This window comes from Novispirillum itersonii subsp. itersonii ATCC 12639, from assembly GCF_000381985.1.
Taxonomy (GTDB): Bacteria; Pseudomonadota; Alphaproteobacteria; order Rhodospirillales; family Rhodospirillaceae; genus Novispirillum; species Novispirillum itersonii.
Window position 1 is genome coordinate 1 of sequence record NZ_KB907354.1, and the last position, 23,554, is coordinate 23,554.

Genomic DNA, 23,554 nt, shown 5'->3' on the forward strand with positions numbered 1-23,554 from the left:
GCTTTTCGCTGCGGCCCGCGTCGTCGGGAGGCGCTTTATAGGTCCCCCACGCAGAACCGTCAAACACTTTTTTCAGAAAAATGACTCTTTTTCAGGACCCTGCGGTTTCAGGCCGGTTTCAGGCCCCCTCCTCTCCCGCAGGCGGCAGCCCCGCCAAAAGCCCCCATAACCAGATCGTATGCGGACTCATCGCAAAAAACTTTGCCGGGTCAACCAGCTCAGTAATCAAAATAGCGCCCGCAAAAAGCACAGCCCCCCGGACATAGACAGCCGTCGTGAAATCAGCATAGGAGGTCAGGAAGGCCGCACGGATTTGCCCCAGAAGACACCAGACGAAGAGAGCATAGATGCCGAGCCCGGGAAGGCCAAATCCCCCTCCCATCTCGATCACAGCGTTATGCGGAGTATCAAAGGGAAACTGCAGGGCTGCGCTATAAGCCTCGCTCCAGCCACCGGGGCCGATGCCAAGGAGCCAGTTCTCTTTCCAGATCTCAAGGCCAGCCCGCCACAGCCGATCCCGTTGTCCGGTACAAGTTACACTCTCACATTCACGGGTCTTATACTCAATCGGGCCATCGAAATTGCGGTACATCTCGCTGCGATCAACGGGTATCTCTCTCTTTCTTTGGGCTTGACCGGCCACCGGCGGCGCGACCGTCATCTCAACAGACTGGGACAGCCGGAACTGACTTGCCAGACGCGCAGCCAAATCCGGAGTTTCCGATTTTTTTTCAGCGGCTTTCGGCAATTCTGGCGGGCTTGGCTTATGCATTCCCCGCTGGATAACCGTCTTTTCAAGACCCCCGGCAAGAACGGCCCCATACCCAAGAGCCAGTCCCAATACGACAACAGCAGACCCGGCAGAAAAAACAGCACGGCGACGGGACCGCCCCCAAAGCCAAAGCGCCGCAAGCAAGGGAGCCCCGGTCATGCCCAGCAGGGAGGCTTTCGACAGAGTCGCCCCTATCGCAACAGCACCAAGGGCAGTCATCAACAGCAATGCGATTTTTATGCGCACAGAGCACCGTAACGGGCCTGAACCATCCCATACAAAGGCAGCCCAAACCGCCGCCAGAAGGAAAGCTTGTCCGGCAATAAGGAATTTTGCTGTCGCATTAGGGTTCGCATGCACGCCAGCCAAGCGCACCCCTTGCCAACTGGGTATCAGCCGGAGGGCCAAAGCCGTTTCTGAAAAGTAGACCGCCAGAACGTCAACAAGGATAGTGAAGACCAAGGATAAAGCGACGGCGCACATTGCAGAACGGTAGAAGGCCTCTCTTCGCGGACCCGCGCAATAAGAGGAAACAATCATGGCAAATCCGCATACGCAAAAAAGGAAAACTAATTCTTTGAAATTATTTAAAGATAATATTTTATTGTAAAATAATCCTCCTATTAAAAAATAAAATGAATAAACAAATAAAAACATGAACATTATTTTTATTAATATTGATTTTTTATCGAAAATTGATTTCACTTTTAAAGCATCTCTCCAGCTATTATAATTTTTAATATTAATTGATATAATCAATAGTGCCAGAATAAACGGCATTTCCTGGCGTGATATCCCCCAGATCCCTTGAATGGGGGTAATCATGATTAACAGTAAGAGACTGCTTTGCGGGAAAAGGATGCTGACTCCAATCAAAATCCCCCCTACCGCGCTAAGAGCAAGCCGGGGAAAAACCAATCCAAGAGCGGCACAGGCTAAAAAGCACACCAACAGCCCGACCAAAACCCCGGCCATGCCTCTGTCAGACAGTTGCTCTTCCCACCGTGCTACCCGCTTAATCACGGCTGCCCCGCCAAATCATAACGCCACGGAATAACGCGAACAGAAATCCAACCGCCGTCAAAAGGCCCAATATGCTCAGGGGTCGATCAACCTGCGTCTGCTTCTGTACCGCAACCGCTTCAGGCGGAGCCTGACGTGCCGGATCAGACAGGCAAACAGACAGACTGGCGATTGCCCGGCCCGCATCGTCTAAGACGGGCTGCGTGGCCATACCCGCCGGAAAAGCCACCAGAAGGGACGTCCGGTTCATGGCGCTGACCACCACGTTCATCGACTGACCATGAACCAGGGCCGCATCACCGATGGCTTCAGCAATCATTGACCGGGCCTGAACATAACACCCCGGCGTCAGGTCATAACGGGCATAGAGAATGTCGTTCCGTCCCGCCAGCGCGGCCCCAAGGGCCCAGACCTGGATCCCCCCAACCGCCAGAAGCGCCAGAACCAGAAGCGCATGTGCCGGTTTTTTCAGCCGTTGCATCGGAAACGTCCGGCATCCCCACAAGGCCAGAGACTGCAGGAAAAGTGATGGCAAAATCGGCATCAGGCCTGCAAAAGAGGTCCGCCACAGGGCAAAACCAAACAGTACATCGGTCTCCACCCCCTTACGGGCCAAATACCGCCACGCAAAAATCAGCAGAACCGGGACGGCCATCATCCACAGGATCGGCGGCCCGGGGAAATAGGCCCTTGCCTCACCATAAATCAGCGACGTCGTCTCCCCCAGCCCGGCCCCGCCATAAATGTGACGGAACAGGAATTCTTCGAGATTGGGGGCATCACTCAGCCGTAACTTCCGCAACAGCTGATCGGTCAGGGTCGGCATCTCAACACCGCTGTCCACCAGATGCCCCGCCATGACAGCCTGATACAGCGGAAAGGCCACCCGCTGCCCCAGCCGGGTTTTCAGATCCCCCGGCGGCATCAACATGTCTGCCGGAGGAGCGGGCAGAACGACACGCTGACCGGACCGGTTCACGATGACCTGCTGCCCCCCGGGTGCCTTTTCCTTTGCGTCAGCGGGGGCCGTATGCTCGCGCGGCAAGACCGACAGCCCCATGCTCATCGCCAGCCAGCTCGGCGAGCGCATTCTGGTATCCTGAATCCCGGCCTGCACAACGGCGGCCCCCAGCAGCAGGGCGAACAGGCCGGTCATCACATTGCGCCGACAAAAGGCCGGAAACTCCTGCCGACGCCGCTTCGACCACACTGCGGTACAGGCCTGCTCAGCAAGGGGCAGCAGGAAGCCAAAGGCATAGAGAGCCACCACCATCGCCCGGTACGGCGACAGAATCATCCCCATCAAAAGGCTGACACCAAGGGCCATTTTCAGAAAACTGCGGGGCCGGGCGTATAGATACAGTTGCAACAGGGCCGGTAAGGCGAGGTTTTCCATCGAGACAAAGTGCCCATAAGCACTGGACTCGTTCAGGCGGGAGACAAAAGCCGGGCCAAACTGAATCAGGCCGAGATGAATCCCCATCACGGTCAGGCTGCCTGCGACAAACAGATATTCGCTCGCCGTTGCCTCGCGCACCGTACTCTCGGCCGGAACCGCAACCATCAGCCAGCGGCGCCAGAGAGCAAGCGCAATCACACCGCCATAAGCGAGGACATTAAGCGTCCCGACCCAGCGGGCCCCAGCCGTACAGTCCTCGGGAGCAATGGAATTGATGGCGCAGGCATAATTCCCGGACGGAAAAACCTGCACAGGAAATACCGCTGCCACCCCCAGCATTAAACAGGCCACGGCAAACGCCAGCAGCAATCCCAGCAGCAAAGGCAACCGAAGACCCATTACCGAGAAACCCCTGAAAATTCAGCCCCGAGAGACGATACGGGCACCACCACACCAATTTTGTACAGCAGAGAGCGCTATGATCTCTGTCCCGCCTTACAACACAGAGATCCCCCTGCATTGTGGGGGACACGGTATATCACCCGATAATTGTCGAAACAGTCTTTTCTTCACCTGATCAGGCGCGGCTCCCCTCCCCCCAGTTCAGCAACCGGATCTCAACAAAAGCACGGCCCTGCAGGGTCAGACGGTCATGACCGACGTACACAGCCTGAATCGCCTTGATCCTTCCGGCATTAAACGGCCCGTGGACCGACACCAGACGCCCCGCAACACGATCGCCGCGAACATGAAACGCCCCCGGAAGGAACAAGGGGTGAACATTTTTCTTGCGCCCGGCTGGCGACTCATTAGTCTGCATCAGAGAGATTAGAACAAAACAAGATCACCCCGGAGAGAGGGCTGACCGCCATGGCCCAGCTGGATATTGCCCAAAAACTTTCCATCCTTGCTGACGCAGCCAAATACGATGCGTCCTGCTCCTCCTCAGGCGGTAAGAAGCGCAGTTCTGTCGGCGGGAAAGGAATAGGCTCCACCTCCGGCGGCAGCGGCATCTGCCATGCCTACACCCCGGATGGGCGCTGCATCAGCCTGCTGAAAATCCTGCTGACCAACAGCTGCATCTTTGATTGCCACTACTGCATCAACCGGCGGTCTTCCAACGTGCGCCGGGCCCGCTTCACCGCGCAGGAAGTGGTGGCCCTGACGCTGGATTTTTACCGGCGGAATTATATTGAGGGACTGTTCCTGTCATCGGGGATCATTCACAGCCCCGATTACACAATGGAACAGATTCTTGAAGTGGCGCGGTCCCTGCGGGAAGACCACGACTTTCGGGGATACATTCATCTGAAAACTATCCCGGACGCCGACCCGGCCCTTGTCACCCGCGCCGGACAGCATGCCGACCGGGTTTCCATCAACGTCGAGCTGCCGACCCGTGATGGTCTGCATGCCTTGGCCCCGGAAAAATCGGAAACCCGGATTGAAAACGCCATGGGCTTTATGCAGACCGCAATCGCTGACGGGGCCGATGCGCGGCGGCGATACCGTTATGCCCCGGTCTTTGCCCCGGCCGGGCAATCAACCCAGATGATCGTCGGTGCCGATACCGCCAATGACCGCGACATTGTGGCCCGTGCCGGCCGACTGTACGGCCAGTTTGAGCTGCGGCGGATCTATTATTCAGCGTTCAGCCCGATCCCCGATGCCAGTGCGGCCCTGCCGCCACGCCGCCCGCCGTTAATGCGGGAACACCGGCTGTATCAATCCGACTGGCTGATGCGCTTTTATGCCTTTACCCCGGACGAGGTGGGAGATGCCGCCGACCCGGTAACCGGTATGCTGCCGCTGGATATCGACCCCAAACTGGCGTGGGCCCTGAAATTCCGCGAACAGTTTCCCGTCGATGTCAACCGCGCCCCGAAAGAACTGCTGCTGCGGGTCCCCGGGCTTGGCCCCCGGGCGGTGCAGGCAATTGTACAGGCCCGGCGCTGGCGGCGCCTGCGGCTGGAAGATGTTGGCCGACTGACTGTTTCACTGAAAAAGCTGCGGCCTTTTCTGATCACCGATGACTGGCGGCCTATCAGCCTGACCGACCGCACCGACCTGCGTCAGCTGGTTGCCCCCCAACCACAGCAGCTTGACCTGTTTGCGGGGTAATCATGCGGGTGGTCAGACTGGATGATGAGGATGACTTTGACGGCTGGCGCACCGCAGCCCGGGCACTGGCGGCGGAGCGGGTACCCGCCGATCAGGTCCTGTGGCAGATCGGGGATGCCCCCACGGACCTGTTTGCCGCCACCGCCGGGACCGCCCTGCCCAACCGGAGCCTGACGGTCCCCAAGGACTTTCTCGGGCTGGCTGCCAGCGTGTGCCTGCACCGTGATCCGCAGCGCTTCAGTCTGCTCTATGCCCTGCTTCTGCGGGTACTGGTACAGCCGCACATCCTGCAGGACCGTGCTGACCGGCGGATTTCCGTTCTGCGGCGGATGCAGCAGGCGGTGGGGCGGGACGTTCATAAAATGCACGCCTTTGTACGGTTTCGGGAACTGACGGAGGGCGAACAATCACGCTTTGTCGCGTGGTTTGAACCGGATCACCACATTCTGCGGGCTACCGCCGGATTTTTCGTCAACCGCTTTGCCACCATGCACTGGTCGATCCTGACCCCGGAAGGATCGCTGCACTGGGATACCCGCAGCCTGACCGAAGGCCCCCCGGCAGAGAAAACCGACGCACCGGGGGATGACCCGGTAGAGGCCATCTGGAAGAGCTATTACGCCTCCACCTTCAACCCGGCGCGGGTCAATTCCCGGGCCATGCTGAAAGAAATGCCGAAAAAATACTGGCACGGGCTGCCTGAGGCCGCGTTGATCCCGTCTCTGGTGGCCGGAGCCAGCCAGCGGGAACGCGAGATGATCGCCCGGCTCCCGACCACACCGCGCCGGATGGGCAGAAGACCGGACCCCTCCTGAGTGCAGGAGGGGTCCGGTCATGTCCTCAGCCGGAGGCCACAGCCTCCATCCGGGCGCGGAACCCATCAAGCCCGATGTGATCAGGGTTGATGGCCGCAATCTGCTGTCTGGCGTAATCAGACGGATACTCACTGTCCAGATAGACTTCCTGCCGCACCGGGTCGCGGTTGACGGACACGATGCAGTCCAGAACCTCGGTGAAGGTTGGCCGCTTGTCTTCCGGGGCAGCCAAAATCAGCTGTAGACCAAGATCCTTGAAGAACTGGATCAAGGACTGGGTGGTGACGATATCCAGCTTATTGAAGGCCTCGTCAAACAGCACAAGGCCCATGCCTGACGGCTCACCATGCGGATGCCCCCCCGGATAATAGGCCAGAGCCATTGAAGCGGCGATCGCCACATAAAACGGCGCCTGCCCTTCCCCGCCCGATCCGACCGTGGCACGGCCACTCAGGCTGATCAGCCCTTTCTTCCGGACTTCACTGTCGTCGATCTCGATAGACTCATCAGGCTCGGTGTTGGCCGGATGCATATAAAGATCAAAGGTGAAGTAGTTGCGGTAATCCTCGGTCCCCTCACCGCCGGTATTTTCCAGATATTCGTTCAGCTCAGAGATCGCCGCCTGCATCACCAGATCGCCGCTGCGGTTGGCAACAATCGACTGGGCCTTATCCGGGTTGCTGCCAACCTCGATGGCAAGGCGGCGCAGACGGTCAAAGCGGGGGTCAGCTTTCTTACGGAAACTGTAAAACTGGCCGGTAAACTTATGACGGCGCAGCTGCGCATTCAGGCTGCGCAACTGGATATCCAGCTTCTGGAACCGACCGTTCAGGTTGACCAGCAGGTCTTCCTTGAGGGTGAAATACATCTCCCGCTCGGCTTCCTCAGCCCGGACCCGGTGTTCCCGCAGCTCGTTCTGCTGAAGCTTGCTGTGCTGAAGGACAACCCAGTTATAATCCACGCGATAGGGGCTGTCGTCCGCCATCGGGCGCTCAATCCCGTAATCACGGAGATAGTCGTCCAGCATCCTGCGGGCGAGAAGACCCGCCCGGCTGATCCGGTCATCAATATGATCAAGACGGGTGGCACAGTCTGCAATGAACGCATCGTGCCGGGCCGGGAAGCCATCCCCCGGCCAGCCCCGGTGCGGGCGGGTTTCAAAATACGGGGGGGCACTGTCACCGGCCCATTGCAGGGCGGTCCGCAGATCCTCGTTGCGGGCGGCGAAACCATTGGCGGCCCGCCGCATCAGACCGACCTCAAGCCGCATCTGCTCCCGCTTCCGCTCCACCGCCGCCTCGGCCTTGCTTTTGGCGGCGACAGCCTTCTTCCACGCCTCTTTTGCGTCCTCAACCTCGGCCCGGCGCTGCCTGATTTCGTTGGTGATGGCGTCAATTTCCGTGATCAGCGCCGTTTCTTCATCCGACATCACCGCCTGACGGCGGCGCTCAATCTCACTTTCCCCACGGCGGATCTCATCATAGGTCTCGGCAGCCGCCCGCGGATCGAGATCAAGGGTGGCAACGGTCTCGCCAAAGCGCTGCGCCTGCCGCAGCAAGGCGATCTCTGCGGTCAGCCGGCTGGTGTCCGCCGCCAGACGGTCCAGCCCGTCCCGCAGGGTCTGCACCACAGAGGCATCCTGCCGCCCCAGAATGTGAACGATGTCCTGATTGACCGAGAAGGCAAGGCCTGAGGTGGCTCGCCCATCGCGCATGATCGCACGGTGGGCGCGGTTAAGATCAGCAATCGTCTCAACCCGCTTGACTCCGCCCAGATGAGTACAGATCAGGGCCTGAGCATGCGGGTTATCCGTCTTAAGCACTGCGCCGAGGCTATCAGAATCAAGATCGGTCTCTGCGCTGTCGGTCCGGTTGGTTTTCACCAGACGGATTTTATGCAGCCCCTGAGCATTCCGGTTGGCATACAGGATTTCGTTGGCCCGGGTCAGGTGGCGCGGGGCAACAATGACCGCCTCACGGAACAGCCCCAGCAGGGACTCTGCGGCGAACTGCCAGTCTGCATCCGTGACATCCACCACATCACAGAAAACGGTGGCGTCAATATCCTCCGCCCGCAACAGCCGCAGGAAGGCCACGGTGTGGGAGGACAGGGGCCGCGCCCCTTCCGCAGCACGGGCAATGTTCTCCTCAAGGGCCTCACGTTGGCGGCGCAGATCAACAAGGCCCGCCTGACGGTCAGCGACCATCGGCTCGAGGCGGGACGGCAGATCCGCCAGTGGTCTGAGCTTCGCCAGACTGTCTGCGACCGCACCCGCATGCTCGATCAGCCACCCCAGCCCCGGTTTTCCGAGCAGCGAGGCGGCAGACGCCGCCGCCGCAACCGCCCCGCGGGCAGAGGCGGGCAGAAACTCACTGACCGCCTCCAGCGTGGCGGCTGCCCGCAGCAGGTCCCTGATGGTCTTGTCCTGCGCCTGCACCGGGGCAAGCCGCAGGGCCAGAATTTTCCGGTCTGCTTCCAGCTGCTGCAGACGGCCACTGATGCCGCTGTCATTGAGCATTGCCTTCAGGCGGTCCCGCTCGCTGCCTGCTGCTGCCAGTTCGCGCTCAAGGCGTTTCTGGGCCTCTTCAACGCGGATCATCTCGGCGCTGGCGGCAGACATCTGCCCACACAGGCGGCGCAGTTCCTTCTTCGATTTATCAACCCGGACGCAGGCCTGCCCCCATTGGTCCATCGCCCGGCCAATGACCAGATTGCCCCATTCCGCATACTTTGCCCGGACCGAGGCAATACGCTTCAGCTTCTCTTCAATCAGGCGCACCGTTTCCGCCAGAGAGCGCCAGCGCAGGATCGACTCCCTGACCCGCTCGATATCCAGCGGATCAGGCTCCAGAATGTAGGAGCGTACAAACTGGGTCGGGTCAAAGATCGGCCGGAAGGCCACCGCGTTGGAAAACGTGTGCAGGAAATGGCGGGTATCCGGCTGGCGGCCATGGGTCCGCATTTCCGCCAGCATATCGGCCACAAACTTTTCTGCGGTGTTCCGGTAAAAGCGGACTGCCGGACAGCGGCGTTTCAGCTCTTTCTCCAGATCATCCCAGCGCATGACATAGATGCCATCGTCACGCTGCTCCTTAAAGTCTTCGACGGAAAACTGATACCCCGGAGCAATAAAGCGGCTGAGCACCACTTCGCGGGAATCTTCAGCCCGCGCCGACAGCGCAAGACCAACACTGACATGATGCACGCTGCCGTCGGCATGCTGTGCCGAAAACACCACGCTCAGCACGGTTTCGCACTGCGACCGCAACGGCACGCCACCGTCGCTTTTCGGGATGGTGTACCCCAGACAGTAATCGATAATCTTCCGGCCGGATTTGCCACTGGCCGAAGCGTTGGTATGGATATGGCGGTGACTGCCGCCGCAGACCACGGTCTGGATACCGTCTTCGATAGAGGATTTGCCGGAGCCGGTCGGACCAATGAAAGCCGTCGCATCCCGGATATCAACATCCTTTGCCGACACAAGGTACCAGTTGAAGGCGCTGAAACGGGTAGCCTTATACAGCGGCATGATCTTCCTCCTCTCCGGCTGCCTCGGCCGCCCCATCCGGTCCGTCTGTGTCCCCCTCCGTCGTCTCACCCGGGGGCATCTGCCCCGCCCAGTCAGAAACCTGCTGCATGTACGCGTCGGGACAGGCCACTTCGATACCGGGCAGGACGGTCAGCGGGCGCACCCGTTCCACCGGATCCCGTTCCCCCAGCACCACAATCCCTTTCCGCCGGAACTGCTCGAGGATCGCGTACAGCCGGGTTTCCTCAATCTCAACACCGCCGACAACACTCAGCTTGTCGATGAGGTCATCGGTGGTGATCTCCACCGTACCCTTCACCGTCATCGCCTGCGCCTTAAAGCCTTCCTCATAGGCCAGCTTCAGGACAAACAACACCAGCGTTTCGTCTTTTTTCAGCCGGTTGGCCTGCCAGTCGTAGCGCTTTTTGTCCGCACCGGGAAAGCGCAGGGCAATCATGTCAGACCGGGTATCGTGGTACAGCTCCAGCCCCATGGTGGCAAAGTAGCGGCGGAAGAAATCCTGATAGCCATGCCACCGCAGAATGGCATAGACCCGGCTGAGAGTATGCTGGAACGGATAGATGCACTGGCGGGACAGCATCACCTGAATGCAGCGGGTGACTTCCTCTTCCGTCGGTGGCTCGGGCACGCCCTGCCCCGGGCGGTGCCCGTCAGCCTTATCGAGGAGTTCCGCCAGATCTTTCAGTTCATGCGCCATGGTGCGGCCCCTTTGCGGTAACGGTTTTCGCCCGCGTAACGGTGAAATCCGGGAAATCCAGCCACGAATTACAGGCGCGGCGGTTCAGCGGGGTTACCGAAAAATCGCGGGCAAGCGCCCCGTCAAACATAAAGGGAACGTCACGAAGACGTTGAAAAACAATAAAATCGTCCACAGTCTCTACCGAAATTTCACTACCAGTCACACTATCACGCCCCTCGAGAATCCGGTTGAGAAACGCCCGGACCCGCTGCGGTGAAACCGTCACCTGACGGGCATAGTCAAGCTTTGCCAGCCGGAACGCCTCAAACGCCGGATCGGGATGGGTTTCCCGGACCATCGAGCGGTCAATCCCCCGGCTGACCTGACGCCGGTTATACAGAATATCCCCCCCCAGCAGAGGGTCGAGCAGCAGCAGACAGGGATCGGTGGGCACATCCGTCTCCATCCGCACCCCCGTCGCCCCAAGGGCCCGGATCGCCGCCGTCGCCCGCTCCACCGCTCCGCCATCGTGACGGTCCATATACCGGACGATGGTGTGAATTTTCCGCTCAATACGCTGCTGGGTCTCGCTGATCACCTCTAGATGGCGATCAATGGTGTCAAACAGCCGGTACACGTCATGCAGTTCCCGCCGGATGACCAGATCAGCACTGGCATCATCCGCCGCACGGCCTTCGCGGACATACGCGCCGCACAGGCGGGCCATAAGGTCTGCATCCCCTTCGATCTCCGTAACCCGCTGCAGGATGTTATGACGGAACCGGAAAGGATTGTTCCGGGTTTTCAGCGTCTTATAGTCTGCGATCAGCATGTCGGCGACAAACTCATCGAAGAACGCCTGAAACACCGCCCGCAGCCCGTCCTGCGACAGGACGTGATCTTCAATCCGCCGCATCCGGGACGACAAAGACCGCAGATGGTGCGAGAAATCGCTGGAAAAAGACCATGCGTTCCGGATCGCCTCAGAGCGGTCATCGGGGAAGGCAACGGCCGCATCAAGGGCACCGAGCACATTCAGCACCGCGCCACCATAAGACCGGGTATCGCCCTGAACGATCTTCTGAATTTCCCGCAGCAACAGCCGCCCTTCAGCAGACAGATCCACCAGCTTACGAAAGCGGTCCCGCGATTCCGTCAGCCAGCCGCAATCAACCAGATACTGAAAGGTAAAATAACGGCGCAGATCCTGCGTGTCAGAGGATTTCGCCTCACGCGCCAAGGCCCGGGCCTGTAACGGCGCCACATCTTCATCACCCTGTTCCAGCGCCCCGTTCTGGCGCGTATAACGGTCAATGTAATCCCCAAGCTCAGAAATCACATCGGCACGGCGCGGCGTGTCGCCAATGGCAGAGAACGTATGCTCATACAGGTGCAGCAGAAGGGCTGCGTAAAAGCGACGGTTGGTTGCCGCCAAAGGCCGGAAAATTTTATCGGGAACTTTATCAAAAAGCGTCACGGCTTGTTCCATGTGAACAGGTTTTCCGGTGTCCTCTAAAGCATTTTCAGACGGAGGGGAAACCGGTTAATCAAAAAAACTCTAACGTCCGCCAGCGCCCTCTTTCACAGCCCGCAACTCCTGCCGGGCCGCCGCCAGCTTCGCTTCCAGCCGCACCATCTGATCCCGGCGATCTGCATCCACCGCAGTGTGGGCTGCCTGTAACTGCATCATCTGTCTGGCCATCTCGCTCTGCAGGCGCTGCACGGCCGCCTCGGCGTCCTGCGCACGAGCTTCCGCTTTCAGCAGCGCCTGCCGCAGGTCTTTCATCTCCCTCAAAAGGGCGTCCCGCTCCGCCTGCAAGGCAGTCACCTGCGCAGCCGGCGGCCCTGACCGTTTGGCATCATATTCTGTCTGAAGTGTGGCAGTTCCCTGCTCCTGCCGCTCTTCCCGCAGGATGGCCATAAAAGCCCCAAGAACCCCCTGGCTGATTTCTGCCAGATAACGCTCCAGTCTGGGGGGAATCTCGCAGGGTCCGGCCTCGACAGAGGGCCCCGTGCGCCCTTCCCGCCAGTTCTGAAGATGCGGCAGGATATCATTGGGGGACCCTCCCCCAAGTTCCTCGCGCACTTTGCGCACACTTGGCTTGTCCCCACGCGCGATAATGCGGTCCGCAGCAGCAGCGATTGCATCAAAGGTGACTCTAGCCATCGTCATGCCCCCTCGGAGAGCCGGAAGACATAACAGATACCGAATCAGGCCCTTTCCCCCAAGGTCTAAATCCGATGAGGATGGGGCAATCCTTTTGACCGGGGGAACTGACCCTGCCCCTGCCCGGCCTGTACAGAATCTTGTTTGGATTTCTTTGTAAGGTATTTCAGGGTGACAGATCGGTCACCCTCCCCTGACAGATCCGTCTGTGGATAAGTCACTGGTTCGGCTTCTGTTTCGGACCCGGCGGTTTCGTCGGCCTCGGCATACCGGGAGGCCAGTTCGGCCTTCACGGCGGCAACCGCCTGCCGCAGTTGCTCCACCCGCGCCGCCACCGGACGCAGATCAATGCCGCCGGAAATTGACCTCCGGTTGAGGCCATTGTACCGCCGGATGATCCACCCGACGTCTTCCAGCTCACGCAAAAAGCGCGATACCTGCCGGGGTGATACCCGCAGCGAGGCTGCCAAAGATGCATTTCCGGGGGTGACCGTCAGATCCCCCGACGACCAGCGGGCGGCATCAAAGACGTATTCGCACAGCCGCGCCAGCAAGAAACCGGCCCCGAGGCTCAAGTCCGGGGTAACGATTCGCACCCCCGAAAGGATCAGGGAAACGACACGGGCGGTAGTCACGCCACTACAGCGGGCATTGCGAGTATTTTTGACAAGGGTATCAAATGCTTCTGCCCGACGGGCAAAACCGGCGCGGGGCCGGTCCATCATTTGCACAACCTGCATATCTGTTCAGGGCTTTTACTGTCCGAACGCCCCATTTGACTTGACAAAGCGGGGGCGTCAGCGCAGAATAATCCCACTACAGTCCGGGGAGTGTTCTGCACTTTCCACGAAGCCTCGCAGCGCCAACTGCGAGGTTTCTTTTTTTGGGGATCAGGACGTTAGAGCGCCGCCTCCTATCTGGGACGGTAGCCGCTCCATTTTTTCGCTGGACACGCGAAACCGCCTCATGTATCCAGAATCTTATTCTGACACATGAAGCGGTCGTTGGTTGCGGGGGCACGCAACCGCCGCTACCAGAATGTAACCTCACCGGTCAGCATCAGCGCTTAACCTGCGGGTCCCTATCAAGCCTGCCGAGCAATCTGGCGGGGTTTATTTTTTCAGTCAACAAAAACATCCCCGATTTAAAAACGACCATCGGAAAGCGGTTACATCGGTTACAGATACATATTTCATCTCATAACGTTGATATATAATAATTTTTTAGCAATTAAGAACGCTATGATCTGGTCACAAAATGGTTACGGTGTAACCATTTTTACGGTTACGGGCCGCGCTGAAAAAACGATTAAATTTCAAACACTTAAATAATGTAACCGCACATGAAACCGTTTGTAACCAGTCGCGAGTTACAAAAAAACAATTTAATATCAATTGGTTAGTTTCCAATCTAATAGGCTGCAACTGATGTAACCGCGATGCGTCGCCCATCGGGCGCAGCTGGTCTACAGCGCCGCACCGCCACCAGTGTACTGGTCTCTAATTCCTGCTCGTCGATTTGCGTAGATGCCAGAGACCGCAGAACCCGCTCCTAAGCCACGCCCTGCGCCAGTTGCAAGCAACCTCGGCATGAAGAGAAACCCACACACTTTGACCGCAGGTGTGGTGGGGGGAGACTGCGATTGTTTGCGGGCTGGTGGCGGTCTGGGCGCGGTTGAGGTTGGAACACCAACTATCAACCCAGCGGCGCTGTCACGCCGGGCTGTGGTGTGCGAAGCGGGGTTCCGGGTGGTGGAACACCCGGAACGACAGGAGGAACCCCTGCCACGGTAGAACCGCCCCGCAAGCTGCGATCACAGCGCGGGGACTCCTAGAGGATGTATGCAATGGAGTCAATTCTTATTCCGCGTGTGCAGGCTGTTCCGGTTGCCCCGTATGTCGGAGGCAAGCGCCTGCTGGCCAAGCGGATCATCGAGCGCATCAACGAAATCCCCCACAGCCTGTACGTTGAACCGTTCGTCGGGATGGGGGGCGTGTTCCTGCGCCGCCCGGTTCCGGCGCGGACGGAGGTCATCAACGACATCAGCGGCGACGTGGTGACCCTGTTCCGCGTGCTGCAACGGCACTATTCGTATTTTGTGGATTTCCTGCGCTTCACTCTGGCCAGCCGCCGGGAGTTTGAACGGCTACAGGCGACCGACCCCACCACCCTGACCGATTTCGAGCGGGCGGCGCGGTTCCTCTACCTCCAGCGGGTGTCTTTCGGCGGGAAGGTTAAGGGCCGCACCTTCGGGCTGGCGACCGATCACGGATCGCGCTTCAACCTGACCCGGCTGGTTCCGATGCTGGATGACCTGCACACCCGGCTGGCCGGAGTGGTGATTGAAAACCTCCCCTATCAGGAGGCCATCGCCCGCTATGACCGCGACCACACCCTGTTTTATCTGGATCCGCCCTACTATCGCTGCGAAGACTATTACGGTGACGGGGTGTTCAGCCGGGAGGATTTCACCCGCCTCGCCGGTCTGCTGACCGGTATCAAGGGCCGGTTCATCATGAGCCTGAACGACACGCCGGAGGTCAGGGAGATCTTCGCCGCTTTCCGTGTCGACGCGGTTGAAACCCGCTATTCCTTGCGGAAGAACAGCAACACCATCGCCGGGGAGGTGCTGATCTCCAACGCCTGATCCCCAAAAAGGGAACAGCCCCGGCACATGGTCCGGGGCTGTTCCCTTTTACTGGGCTGGTCAGAGTGTGGTGGAAATCACCTCCACCCCCGCCCACTCATTCAGCGCCTGAAAATCCGCAAACAGCGGCTTGATCTCGTTGTCGATGAACGTCTCCCGCGCTTTGCTGATATCCCCAAACCCCCCGGCGTTGCTGGGCACGATCCCCAGCAGCTGGGGCGGAACGCGGTGGACCGCCAGCGTGTCGTCGCGGGTGACGGTCTTGATCCCGACGAATTCGTCTTTCGCCATGGCATCGGCCACCGGGATCACTTTCAGCCCGTCCGGCTTGCCGTTCGGCGCGTACATAAACAGATTTCGGAAATTCCCCGGGCCCTTGGCGTTCTTTAGAGCTTCCCGCAGCCGGTCGATATCCTCCGGCGTGTGCGCGGCATCGGTCAGGTACAGGATGTACCCGGCGTGCGAGCCGTTGATGTAGTACCGCCGCCGGAACAGCGTCGCGTTCTCGGCCAGCAGGATCGACTGGATCGCCGCCAGATAGGTCGGAAGACCGTAAATTTCCTGCCGCACGTCCGGCTCAGTGATCAGGCGCAGCGTGCCCGGGCGGAATGCGTGGGCCTGCCCGCCATCTGCCGACAGGAAAAACGCCGCGCCGTCCCGCCCGACGCGGGTCCACAGCGCCGGGGATCGCCGCAGAGCCATCACCCGGCCCAGACGGGACGGCACCACCTCCACCGCCGCCGTGCCGAAGACCAGATAATCCAGCGCAATCGCCCGGAAATCCGCCTGCGACAGCAGCGGATGGCCGGGGAACAGGCTGGCCAGTAGCCGCGCCTTCAGCCGGATCGCCGATCCGTGATGCGGGCTGGCGTCCAGCAGCTTGGCCAGCCCGTGATAGGATACCGGCGGCTCGTACCATTGGCCGGTCCACGTCGTCTCCAGCAGGCTGACGATGTCTCGCCCGTCCAGCACCGGAACCGGGTCGCCAAAGGTAAACGCCTCAACCGGCAAAGAGCTGGTCATCCGTGAATCTCCATGAAAGACACGCGCTTCTGGCTGGCGCCGTCGGCGAAATCGTTGAAGGTCAGGCGGTCAAAGGCGTGCATGATCGCCCACGCCACATCGGCGTGCCCGGCTTCCTTGCTGCGCCCGGCGCTGAAGGTCGCCTGCCGCCCGCTGGCGGTGGCCCCCTTGCGGATTTGCAGGAACGCCGTCACCACATCGGTGGCGGCCGCGTCATATTCGAACAGCCCTTTGCCGAGGATCTGCTTGGCCTTCAGGACCAACCCGGTCTTGATCTCAACGCTGTAGGAACGGCCCACCACCTGCGGGAAAAAGCCCCGGACGATTTCCAAGACCCCGGCCCCGATGGTGGAGCAGTCCATGCCGATATGCTCCACCCGGTACCGCTGGGTCAGGGTCAGGATCGCTGCCGCCTGCGCCGCAAAGTCGACACCCCGGAACGACAGTTTATCGAGCAGCCGGTACTTTTTGCAGTCGCCATGCGGCGGGGCGACCACCACGACGGCGGCGGAATCCTGCGACAGCGCCGGGTCGTAGCCAATCCAGACGGGCCCGCCGTAGGGCGCGGCGGCGTAGCGGTCAACATCCGTCCAGTCGGTGTCCGGGTCGACCATCCCGGCCTGCAGCTCGGCGAAGGTGAAGAACGAGCTGGTGTCGTCCACCCATTCGCAGCTGAACAGGTTGGCAAAATCCTGATCGTTGTACTCTTTCCGCAGCTGATCGATATCGAACAGGCTGCAGCCGCCGCCCAGGGCGTCGTAGATGGTGACGATCTGCCGCCACTGGCCGTCCTCGCACACCCGTCCGTCGCGCAGGGCGGCGTGGCTGACGTCCAGCGTGATGTGCTGATCCTTCGGGCGGCCTTTGTTGTAATGCTCGCCGGACCAGAAAGCATAGCTTTCGTGCCCGATGACGGACGGGGTGGAGAAATAGGTCTGCCGCCATTTGGAATGCGTCGCCATGCCGCTGGCGACCTTCCGGAATTCGGCAAACCGCCCGATCCACGCAAATTCGTCGAGGTAGACGTGGCCGTGATAGCTCTGGGCGGTGCGGATGTTGGTGCCGAGGAAATACAGCTCCGCCCCATTGGGCAGGGTGATCGGCGTCCCCTTCAGCTCCACCCCGGTGACGTCGCGCACCCACTGGACGATGTAGGCACGGAACACCAGCGCCTGCGCCTTACTTGCTGACAGGAAAACCTGATTGTCGCCGGTCTTCAGGGCGTCAACGAACGCCTCGCGGGCGAAATACCACGTCGCCCCGATCTGGCGGGACTTCAGAATGGTACGGATCCGGTGCCGCTTGGCGTCCAGCCACGTCTGCTGATAGGTGTACAGGTTGCTTTCGAAGTCTTCGATCAGCTGCCCGATCTGCTCGTCGGTCAGCTGATTCTTGGTTTTATCCTGCTCCTCCCGCTTGCGGCGTCGGCCCTCGTTCCGCTTTTTGATATTGGGGTTGAGGTCGCTTTCCTTGCCGGTCTGGCCGTAGTGTTCGATGCGGGCGGTCCGCTCCATCACACGGGTCAGCTCGTCGATTTCCCGGTAATCGCGGTCGGTCTTGTCCGGCTTGGCAATCAGCAGCAGCAGGCGGTGGCCGGTGACAGCGGCCAGCCGGGTCGCCATCGGGGCGTCTGCCCATTTCTCCCGCGTCTTCCAAGTGGCTACGGTGCTATACGGAATTGTAAGTTTACGTGCAATTTCCGCCGCCTTATATCCCTGCCAGTACAGGTTCCGCGCCGTCAGCCGCAGGCTGTCGGTGTCGTCGCTGTCGGTGGTGGTCTCGTCCCACGGCGGGGTCTGCGTCGTGTTGCTCATGCGCCCAAGCTGTCGGCGCGGCGCGGATCTTGTCGTGGGGGCGAGAGTTGAAACTGTCCCTTTCAACTCTCGTCCGCTGGTCAGGGCGCGGATGGCTCCCACACCCTGAGAGCCTCTTTCACCGGCTGCCCGCCCCCACAGGCCCCACAAGGACAGGCATGAAGACGAAATTTATCCGGGTCGCTCAGAGCGGCAAAACCATCGACGGGCGGGAGATCACCCCCGGCGACATCAACCAGATGGCCGCCAGCTATAACCCGGCCACCTACGGTGCGCGGGTGAATATGGAGCATATCCGCTCCCTGCTGCCGGACAGTCCGTTCCGTGCCTATGGCGACGTGCTGGCGCTGAAAGCCGAGGACGGCCCCAACGGCAGCCGGGTATTGCTGGCGGAACTGGACCTGACCGACGATGCCGTCGCCTTGCTGAAAAATGGTCAGAAGGTCTATTGGTCGATCGAGATCACCACGCCGTTCCCGACAACCGGCGGCGCGTATCTGGCCGGGCTGGCGATGACGGATTCCCCGGCCTCGCTGGGAACGGAAAGCCTGAAATTCAACGCCTTCCGCGCCAGCCTGCCGGTAGACCGGGCGAAGAACCTGTTCTCCGTGCCGGTCGAGGACGCCCCGGATTTCCCCGCTGCCGCCGATCCGAAACCCTCCATCTATGAAAAGGTTATGTCGATGTTTTCCAAGGGCAAGGGCGCCGATATTGACAAGGCGGTCGAAGCCGTCGCCGCCGAGGTGCAGGCGCTGAAGGACGGTGCGGTCTCTGCCGCTGACTTCGCCGCGCTGCAGGCCTCGGTCACCACTCTGACCGGCCAGCTGGCTACCCTGACCGAAACGCTGTCGAAAACCTCGGACACCCCGGACCGGCCGCAGGCCACCGGTGGCACCGGTGAGACCCTGACCGACTGCTGATTCCCGCCGGGCTGCCCGCCTCCCCCCTTTCCTAAGGACCACTCCATGAAAAACAGTACCCGGGCCAAGCTCAACGCTTTCGCCAGCCATCTGGCAACGCTGAACGGCGTCTCTTCTGTGTCCAATACCTTCACGGTCGCGCCGTCCGTCGCGCAGACGATGCTGGACCGGATCCGCGAAAGCGCGGAATTCCTGAACGAAATTAATTACGTCGGTGTCGATGAGCTGAAGGGCGATAAACTGTTCTTCGACGTGGCCCGCCCGATCGCCGGTCGCGTTGATACCGCCGCCACCGATCGCGATCCGTCCGAGGTCCATGGGTTAACCCGCGATGGCTATGAGTGCTGGGAAACCCAGTTCGACGCTGCCCTCAACTACAGCACTCTCGACACTTGGGCGAAGTTCCCGGATTTCCAGCTCCGGGTTCGGAACGGTATCAACGCCCAGATCGCCCGCGATCAGCTGATGATCGGCTGGAACGGCACCAGCCGCGCCGTCACCACCAACCGCGCCACCAACACGCTGCTGCAGGACGTCAACACCGGCTGGCTGCACAAGATCCGCACCCATGCGCCGCAGCGGGTGCTGTCGTCGCTGAAGATCGGCGATCAGGCCGGGGCCGATTTCAAGAATCTGGACGCCGCCGTGCAGGCGCTGACCAGCACCTGCATCGACGACTGGCACCAGACCCCGGCCCTGCGGGTGATCTGCGGTTCGGCGCTGGTCGATGAAAAGTATCTGGCCCTGACCAACCGGGCCAATACCCCGACCGAGATCGAGGCGCTGAACAACATCAGCCTGTCGAAGCTGATCGGTGGGCATCTGGCCAAGGTGGTGCCGTATTTCAAGTCGCGCTCCCTGCTGCTGACCCCGACGAAAAACCTGTCGATCTACACCCAGACCGGCAGCATCCGCCGCTTTGTGGTGGAGCAGCCGCAACGCAGCCGGATGGCGTTTTTCAATTCGATGAACACCGATTACGTGGTCGAGGATTACGGCGCAGCCGCCTTGATCGACACCATTCTGGTGCCCGATGGCGCGGGGGGCTGGCACTGATGAGCCACGCCATCCGCCGTCATTATGAAGAAACCTCGGCACGGCTTCAGGCTGAAGCCGCCGGATCCGGCGGGGTCCCCCCCGCCCGTCCGGTGGCCGGGGACAACCGCACCCCGGTTGCCGCCTTGCTGGCCAGTCATCAGTTCGAGCTGAAGCAGACCAAAAGCCTGCAGCGCAAGCTGGCGTACAAGGGCAAGGTTCTGCCGGAGTATGCCGCCTACGTCAGCGGCGTTCTGGCCGCAAACCAGCCGGTCCCTGATCCGGTGGTCCTGCAAATCTTCATCTGGCGCATCGACACCGGGGATTTTGCCGGGGCGCTGGAGATCGCCCGCTGGGCGATGGCCCATGGCATCGCCCTGCCGGATGGAATCGGCTTCAAGCGCACCTTGCCGGAAGTGCTGATTGAGGAGATGGCGGAAATCGCCCTCGGCGGCATCACCGCCGGGGCGGCCGACCCCGATCTGATCGCCCCGCTGGAGGAGGCGCTGGCGCTGGTTGCCGACGTCGACATGGCCGACGAAATCCGCGCCAAGGCCCACAAGGCCGCCGGGCGGCTGCGGGCTGACACCGATCCGGCCCGGGCGCTGGCGCATCTGGAACAGGCCAACACCCTCAACCCGTCTTGCGGGGTGAAGGGCGATATCAAGGCCCTCCAGAAGGCGCTGGCTACCCCGCCGCCTGATAATCCCGAGCCGGAGACGGGGGAAGATCCCCCCGCTGATCCGGGCGCATAACGAGGTCCCCCCCGAACGGCGACGGCGCGGGGGCGAGTGACCTGCTTGCAGATATCTCTCCCCCACCGTTGCCGTTCCCCCCTTTTTCAGCAGGCCGTGATGAACAGCTTTATCCCATCCGCCCCCCCGTCGCTGTCCGGGGTTATCCCCGGTGACGGCTGGTATCCCGACCTGCCCGTGGCCGACTTTGCCGCTACCACCGGTCTGGGGGTGGGATTCAGCCCGGACCTGATCCGCGAGACGCTCTCCGGCGCGATGCTGGAGTGCATGGCTGGCGTGGCGGCGTGGCGGGCCGGGCAGACCGCCGCGTCGCTGGCCGGGGTGCCGGGTCCGCAGCTGGGCAACGACAGCGCCGCCGTCCTCCACTGGCGGCGGGCGGTGTTTGCACTGGCGCGGGCCCGGCTGCTCGGCCTCCGCCCTGACCACGATGCCACCAAGGACGGCCTCGACCGCAGCGATGCCCTGCGCCAGACCGCCGACACATGGCTGGCCATCCACGCGCAGGCCCTCCGCGCCCTGACCAGCGGGGGCCGGGTGGTGGTGGAGGCCCTGTAAAATGCCGCGCACCGTCACCGCATGGCAGGGCGAAACCGTCGACGCACTGGTCTGGCGCGTCACCGGATCCAGCGCCCTGACCGACGCGGTGTTTGCCGCCAATCCCGGCCTCGCCGATCTGGGGCTGTTTTTACCGATGGGCACGCCGGTGGTGATCCCCGATGCCCCGGCCACCGTCACCCTGCCACGCACCACCCTGTGGGACTGACCAGCATGGACCACCTGAAATACGCCTCCCCCGCCACCTACGTGACCGGACTGTCGGTCGCCGGGTTCGGCCTGTCGGTCAACGAGCTGGCCGCGCTGGGTGGTCTGGCTGTGGCGGTGCTGACCGCCCTGATCAACTGGTATTATCGGCGCGCCGAGTATCGGCTGAAGGCCCGCGCCGCCGGTCTGCCCGGCGACGGGGACCCGTCATGACCCCGGTCCAGCGTGGGGCCGCTGCCGTGGCACTGGCCACCGGCCTGATCGCCGGGGCTGAAGGGCTGCGGCTGACCGCCTACCTCGACCCGGTGACGCCCACCATTTGTTACGGCGAAACCGAGGGCGTCCGTATGGGCGACACCGCCACGCTGGCGGAGTGTCAGGCCAAGCTCGACCGCCGTGTCCGGGTGTTTGCCGCCACCGTGCGCCGCTGCGCCGGGGAGGATCTGCCGCCACCGGTCGAGGCGGCGTTTACCTCGCTGGCCTACAACATCGGTGGCGGGGCGTTTTGCGGGTCGACGCTGGCCCGCAAGGCGAAGGCCGGGGACCTGCCGGGGGCCTGTGCTGAAATCAGCCGCTGGACCTATGCCTATGGGGTCCATGTGCAGGGGCTGGCCAACCGCCGCGCCACCGAACGCGCCCTGTGCGAAACCGCCCTCGCCGGAGATCCCTCCTGATGCCGCGCCTGATCCTCCTCGCCGCCCTGCTGATGGGCGGGTTTACCGCTGGCTGGACCGTCAACGGCTGGCGGCTGAATGCCCGGCAGGCCGACCTGATCGCCGCCTATGACACCGCGCTGGATGAGGCTGTCGCCGCCGCCCGGGCTCAGGTGGAGGCGACGGCCCGCCGTCTGGCCGAGGCCGACACCCGCCACACTACCGCCTTGCTGGAGGCTACCGATGAAATCAACCGTCTGCGCCTGTCTGTCGCTGCTGGTGCTGTCAGGCTGCGCGTCCGCGCCACCTGTCCAGCCGCCGCCGCTGTGCCCGGATCCGCCGCGCCCTCCGGCGTGGGTGATGACACCGCCCCCGAACTGGCCGGAGACGCTCGGGAGGCTTATTACACCCTCCGCGACCAACTGACGCGGATGGAAGCGCAGCTGCGCTGGTGGCAGGAGGCCGGGACATGCCGCTGAGCCACCCCGCCACCCTGCGCACCGCCCTGCTGACCGGGCCGCTGGCGCTGCGGGCGGACCAGCTGGCGGTGCTGATCCAAAAAGGCCGGCTGTCCAGCGCCCGGATGCCGAACAACGGCCATTTCCGGCTGGACTATACGCTGGAGGTGATCGTTACCGGGTTTGGCGGGGACCCCGCCGACCTGCTGTATCTGGTCACCGACTGGCTGCACCGCGCCGCTCCGGCGGCGAAAGAGGACGCCCTTACCTTCGATGTCGATTTCCTCGGCGGCGAGACGGCGGGGTGCGACGTGATGATCCACGTCGCGCTGACCGAATATCAGACGCTCCGCGCTGATCCAGACGGCACCCGCCTCGCGCCGCTGCCGGTGCGGGATGTGCAGTCCCCCGGCTGGCTTGCAGCCTCTCTTGGTCTGCCCGTCACGCTGACCGACGCCTCCCCATGACGATCCTGCAGGATGATCTGGAGCCGGGCATCCGCCAGATGCTGGCCAGACTGTCTGATCCGGCCCGCCGCCGTCTGGCGGTGGATATCGGGCGGATTCTCCGCCGGTCGCTGTCCGCGCGGCTGGAGGCACAGCAAGCCCCGGACGGCACCCCGTGGGAGCCCCGGAAACCGCGCCGCGAACCGACAGGTATCCGCCAGCGGACCGCGATGCTGACCGGCCTGCGGTCACAGCGGGTGCTGCAGGTGCAGGCGCTGGCCAGTGGCGTGTCGATCGGCTGGAACGGTCGCGCCGGGCTGCTGGCGTGGATCCACCACACCGGGGCGGTGGCCAGCGTCGCCCCCGGCGGGCCAGAGGTCCAGTACCCGGCGCGCCCCTTGCTGGGGCTGTCGGATCAGGACGCCGCCGCGATCCGCGCCGTCGTCACCGCCGCTATCGGTCGCAGCCTGAGCGGCCTGACGGGTTGAAATCAGCAGTTTCAACCCCGGTTG

General features: G+C 61.8%; 23 protein-coding genes. 13 read left to right on the forward strand and 10 right to left on the reverse strand.

The window, feature by feature from the left end; genetic code table 11:
* Window positions 1–118: 118 nt before the first annotated feature.
* From G365_RS0118010 to G365_RS23965, 3 genes are all read right to left on the reverse strand, one after another.
* Window positions 119–1,795 carry an O-antigen ligase family protein gene (locus tag G365_RS0118010; protein WP_155976363.1) on the reverse strand — a complete coding sequence of 559 codons (1,677 nt, stop codon included), beginning with the start codon at window positions 1,793–1,795 and terminating at the stop codon, window positions 119–121.
* Entirely contained in the window at window positions 1,788–3,593 is a 1,806-nt protein-coding gene (locus tag G365_RS0118015; protein ID WP_043742943.1) for a hypothetical protein, read from the reverse strand. Before G365_RS0118015 ends, G365_RS0118010 begins: the two co-directional genes overlap by 8 nt.
* Window positions 3,594–3,771: 178 nt before the next feature.
* Entirely contained in the window at window positions 3,772–3,912 is a 141-nt protein-coding gene (locus tag G365_RS23965; protein ID WP_155976364.1) for a hypothetical protein, read from the reverse strand.
* 152 nt (window positions 3,913–4,064) lie between these two features.
* Here G365_RS23965 and G365_RS0118025 point away from each other — a divergent pair, with 152 nt between their 5' ends.
* Both G365_RS0118025 and G365_RS0118030 read left to right on the forward strand, forming a co-directional pair.
* Window positions 4,065–5,315: a putative DNA modification/repair radical SAM protein gene (locus G365_RS0118025; RefSeq protein WP_019646940.1), complete on the forward strand. Its 1,251-nt coding sequence runs from the start codon at window positions 4,065–4,067 to the stop codon at window positions 5,313–5,315.
* Between the two features lie 2 nt (window positions 5,316–5,317).
* Window positions 5,318–6,130: a TIGR03915 family putative DNA repair protein gene (locus tag G365_RS0118030; RefSeq protein WP_019646941.1), complete on the forward strand. Its 813-nt coding sequence runs from the start codon at window positions 5,318–5,320 to the stop codon at window positions 6,128–6,130.
* Window positions 6,131–6,155: 25 nt separating this feature from the next.
* On the opposite strand, the gene G365_RS0118035 is transcribed toward G365_RS0118030, so the two are convergent.
* From G365_RS0118035 to G365_RS0118055, 5 genes are all read right to left on the reverse strand, one after another.
* Entirely contained in the window at window positions 6,156–9,662 is a 3,507-nt protein-coding gene (locus tag G365_RS0118035; protein ID WP_019646942.1) for an SbcC/MukB-like Walker B domain-containing protein, read from the reverse strand.
* On the reverse strand, window positions 9,649–10,380 hold the full coding sequence (locus G365_RS0118040) for a DUF4194 domain-containing protein (RefSeq protein ID WP_019646943.1): 732 nt from the start codon (window positions 10,378–10,380) through the stop codon (window positions 9,649–9,651). Before G365_RS0118040 ends, G365_RS0118035 begins: the two co-directional genes overlap by 14 nt.
* Complete coding sequence (locus G365_RS0118045) at window positions 10,370–11,839, reverse strand: Wadjet anti-phage system protein JetA family protein (protein WP_155976365.1); 1,470 nt, start codon at window positions 11,837–11,839, stop codon at window positions 10,370–10,372. Before G365_RS0118045 ends, G365_RS0118040 begins: the two co-directional genes overlap by 11 nt.
* Before the next feature lie 81 nt (window positions 11,840–11,920).
* Window positions 11,921–12,529 (reverse strand): DNA-binding protein, encoded by a 609-nt coding sequence (locus tag G365_RS0118050; RefSeq protein ID WP_169545193.1) that lies wholly within the window; start codon window positions 12,527–12,529, stop codon window positions 11,921–11,923.
* Window positions 12,530–12,594: 65 nt separating this feature from the next.
* A complete protein-coding gene (locus G365_RS0118055) occupies window positions 12,595–13,254 on the reverse strand; it encodes a helix-turn-helix domain-containing protein (RefSeq protein ID WP_169545195.1) in 660 nt (219 codons plus the stop codon).
* A gap of 1,121 nt (window positions 13,255–14,375) precedes the next feature.
* Between G365_RS0118055 and G365_RS0118060 the strand changes: the two genes are divergently transcribed.
* Complete coding sequence (locus tag G365_RS0118060; protein ID WP_019646947.1) at window positions 14,376–15,176, forward strand: DNA adenine methylase; 801 nt, start codon at window positions 14,376–14,378, stop codon at window positions 15,174–15,176.
* 60 nt (window positions 15,177–15,236) lie between these two features.
* Here G365_RS0118060 and G365_RS0118065 read toward each other — a convergent pair whose 3' ends face one another.
* The gene (locus G365_RS0118065) at window positions 15,237–16,199 is read right to left on the reverse strand and encodes a phage portal protein (protein ID WP_019646948.1); all 963 of its coding nucleotides are present in this window, start codon (window positions 16,197–16,199) and stop codon (window positions 15,237–15,239) included.
* Window positions 16,196–18,013, reverse strand: coding sequence for a terminase large subunit domain-containing protein (locus tag G365_RS0118070; protein ID WP_019646949.1), 1,818 nt, complete (start codon window positions 18,011–18,013; stop codon window positions 16,196–16,198). Before G365_RS0118070 ends, G365_RS0118065 begins: the two co-directional genes overlap by 4 nt.
* A 158-nt stretch (window positions 18,014–18,171) precedes the next feature.
* Here G365_RS0118070 and G365_RS0118075 point away from each other — a divergent pair, with 158 nt between their 5' ends.
* The 10 genes from G365_RS0118075 (at window position 18,172) to G365_RS0118120 (ending at window position 23,530) form a co-directional block, all read left to right on the forward strand.
* Window positions 18,172–18,933 (forward strand): GPO family capsid scaffolding protein, encoded by a 762-nt coding sequence (locus G365_RS0118075; RefSeq protein WP_019646950.1) that lies wholly within the window; start codon window positions 18,172–18,174, stop codon window positions 18,931–18,933.
* A gap of 45 nt (window positions 18,934–18,978) precedes the next feature.
* Window positions 18,979–19,989: a phage major capsid protein, P2 family gene (locus G365_RS0118080; RefSeq protein ID WP_019646951.1), complete on the forward strand. Its 1,011-nt coding sequence runs from the start codon at window positions 18,979–18,981 to the stop codon at window positions 19,987–19,989.
* Window positions 19,989–20,723 (forward strand): phage terminase small subunit, encoded by a 735-nt coding sequence (gpM, locus tag G365_RS22280; protein ID WP_019646952.1) that lies wholly within the window; start codon window positions 19,989–19,991, stop codon window positions 20,721–20,723. The genes G365_RS0118080 and gpM overlap by 1 nt, the downstream gene beginning before the upstream one ends.
* A 99-nt stretch (window positions 20,724–20,822) precedes the next feature.
* Window positions 20,823–21,278, forward strand: coding sequence for a head completion/stabilization protein (locus tag G365_RS0118090; protein WP_019646953.1), 456 nt, complete (start codon window positions 20,823–20,825; stop codon window positions 21,276–21,278).
* Window position 21,279: 1 nt separating this feature from the next.
* Window positions 21,280–21,486, forward strand: a complete 207-nt coding sequence (locus tag G365_RS0118095) for a tail protein X (protein ID WP_019646954.1) — start codon at window positions 21,280–21,282, stop codon at window positions 21,484–21,486.
* 5 nt (window positions 21,487–21,491) lie between these two features.
* On the forward strand, window positions 21,492–21,698 hold the full coding sequence (locus G365_RS0118100) for a holin (protein WP_019646955.1): 207 nt from the start codon (window positions 21,492–21,494) through the stop codon (window positions 21,696–21,698).
* Entirely contained in the window at window positions 21,695–22,159 is a 465-nt protein-coding gene (locus G365_RS22285) for a lysozyme (RefSeq protein WP_019646956.1), read from the forward strand. The genes G365_RS0118100 and G365_RS22285 overlap by 4 nt, the downstream gene beginning before the upstream one ends.
* Window positions 22,159–22,617 (forward strand): lysis system i-spanin subunit Rz, encoded by a 459-nt coding sequence (locus tag G365_RS24250; RefSeq protein WP_019646957.1) that lies wholly within the window; start codon window positions 22,159–22,161, stop codon window positions 22,615–22,617. The genes G365_RS22285 and G365_RS24250 overlap by 1 nt, the downstream gene beginning before the upstream one ends.
* Entirely contained in the window at window positions 22,608–23,063 is a 456-nt protein-coding gene (locus tag G365_RS0118115; protein WP_019646958.1) for a phage tail protein, read from the forward strand. The genes G365_RS24250 and G365_RS0118115 overlap by 10 nt, the downstream gene beginning before the upstream one ends.
* Window positions 23,060–23,530 carry a phage virion morphogenesis protein gene (locus tag G365_RS0118120; protein ID WP_019646959.1) on the forward strand — a complete coding sequence of 157 codons (471 nt, stop codon included), beginning with the start codon at window positions 23,060–23,062 and terminating at the stop codon, window positions 23,528–23,530. Before G365_RS0118115 ends, G365_RS0118120 begins: the two co-directional genes overlap by 4 nt.
* The last annotated feature ends 24 nt before the right edge of the window (window positions 23,531–23,554 follow it).